This is a genomic window from Phycicoccus elongatus Lp2 (assembly GCF_000367525.1).
In the GTDB taxonomy this organism is placed as follows: Bacteria; Actinomycetota; Actinomycetes; order Actinomycetales; family Dermatophilaceae; genus Phycicoccus_A; species Phycicoccus_A elongatus.
This window is the reverse complement of sequence record NZ_HF570956.1, coordinates 3,084,781-3,086,554: the sequence shown is the minus strand read 5'-3', so window position 1 is coordinate 3,086,554 and position 1,774 is coordinate 3,084,781. Positions and strand designations below refer to the sequence as shown.

Genomic DNA, 1,774 nt, shown 5'->3' with positions numbered 1-1,774 from the left:
TTCGCCCCGATGGCCGAGCGCCGCGCCCACCTGGTGGCCGCCGCAGCGGCGGAGCCCGGGTCCGCTGTTGCCACCCTGATCGGCCGGGGGAACGGTCTGACACCGGCCGGGGACGACGCCCTCGCAGGTGCGCTCCTCGCCGCGTGCGCCCTCGGCGGGCACCAGGCGCTGGCCACCGCGGTCTTGGCCAACACCCACCGGACGACCTCGCTCTCGGCGACCCTGCTGCGTGCTGCCGCGGAGGGGTATGCCGCGCCGCCGGTCGTCGCGTACGTCACCGCCGTCATGCGTGGGGACCGGGGCGCTGCCGCGCGCTGGCGTCCACGCGTCGAGGCGATCGGGCACGGTTCCGGTCGCGACCTCATCGCCGGCATGGCCGGCCTCCTCTCCACCATCGAATCCCAACCAGCCCTCGGGAGAGTCTCGTGAACGAGCAGGTCGACGTGCGCCGCGGCGCCTACCACGACTCGGTGACCTTGATGCAGGTCTCCAAGGCGGTCGCCGCCACCCCCGGCGTGAGCGCGGTCCAAGTGGCGATGGCCACCGAGCTCAACGTCGAGGTGCTCACCGGTATGGGGTTCACCGTGCCTGGCGACGCCGGAGCCAACGACCTGCTCATCGCCGTACGGGGCCAAGGCCCTGAAGGGGTGAGCGCCGGACTCGCCGCCGTGGACGCGGCCCTCTCCGACCTGCGTCGCCGGACGTCAGCGCCCCAGGGCATGGGGGCGCCGCCTGAACCCCGCACGCTGGGCTCGGCGATCGAGCGAGGCGAGGCCAACCTCGTGGTCATCTCCGTCCCCGGAGGCCATGCGGTGATCGAGACCTACGACGCCATCGACCGAGGGGCATCGGTGATGTTGTTCTCCGACAACGTCCCCGTCGAGGACGAGGTCGCGCTCAAGCGGGCCGCGGACGCCGCCGACGTCCTGGTCATGGGCCCGGACTGCGGCACCGCCGTCGTCAGCGGTGTCGCTCTGGGCTTCGCCAATGTCGTGCGGCGCGGGCCGGTCGGCATCGTTGCCGCCTCGGGCACCGGGGCCCAGCAGGTCATGTGTCTCCTCGACGCTGCCGACGTGGGGGTGAGCCACTGCCTCGGGGTCGGCGGTCGCGACCTCAAGGCTGCGGTCGGTGGGCTCGCCGCCAAGGCGGCCCTGCGTGCGCTCGCCGCCGAGGAGGCCACCCAGGACGTCATCGTCGTCTCCAAGCCCCCCGCCCAGGAGGTGCTGGACGAGTTGGCGGCCCTGGCCGCCGAGCTCGAGCTCACCGTCCGGTGGGCGATCCTCGGAGCGGGACGGCCCGACCTGACCACGAGCACCGAGAGGGCGCTCGCCGAGGCCGGCCGCGGCATACCGACCTGGCCGTCGCGCGTCGCCGAGGACGGTGACCCGGGCACCCGTGGTGCGGCCCTGCGCGGCCTGTTCTGCGGAGGCACGCTCGCCGAGGAGAGCATGCTCATCGCCGCTCCCGTGCTGGGCCGGGTGATGTCCAACATCGCGCACGACGAGGACCTGCTCCTCACCGGCGCGATGACCGGTCCCGGGCACCTGGTCATCGACTTCGGTGACGACGGGCTCACCAGGGGCCGTGCCCACCCGATGATCGACCCGACCCTGCGAATGGAGCGGATCGCGTCCGAGGCCCGCGACGCCGAGTGCGGCGTGCTGCTCCTGGACCTGGTGCTCGGCCACGGCGCCCACCCGGACCCCGCCGGTGACCTCGCGGAGGCCATCCGCGCCGCAAAGGCCGCGGCCGGGCGCGACCTGCCGGTCGTCGT

General features: G+C 73.7%; 2 protein-coding genes. Both read left to right on the top strand.

Annotated features, from left to right (window positions below; all coding sequences use genetic code 11):
• Positions 1-429 (top strand): oxamate carbamoyltransferase subunit AllH family protein (locus BN10_RS17565; protein ID WP_198014077.1); only part of this gene is annotated, 429 nt, incomplete at its 5' end.
• Positions 426-1,774, top strand: a 1,349-nt coding sequence (locus BN10_RS14960) for an FdrA family protein (RefSeq protein ID WP_040753887.1), incomplete at its 3' end; no start/stop codon positions are given. The genes BN10_RS17565 and BN10_RS14960, both read left to right, overlap by 4 nt.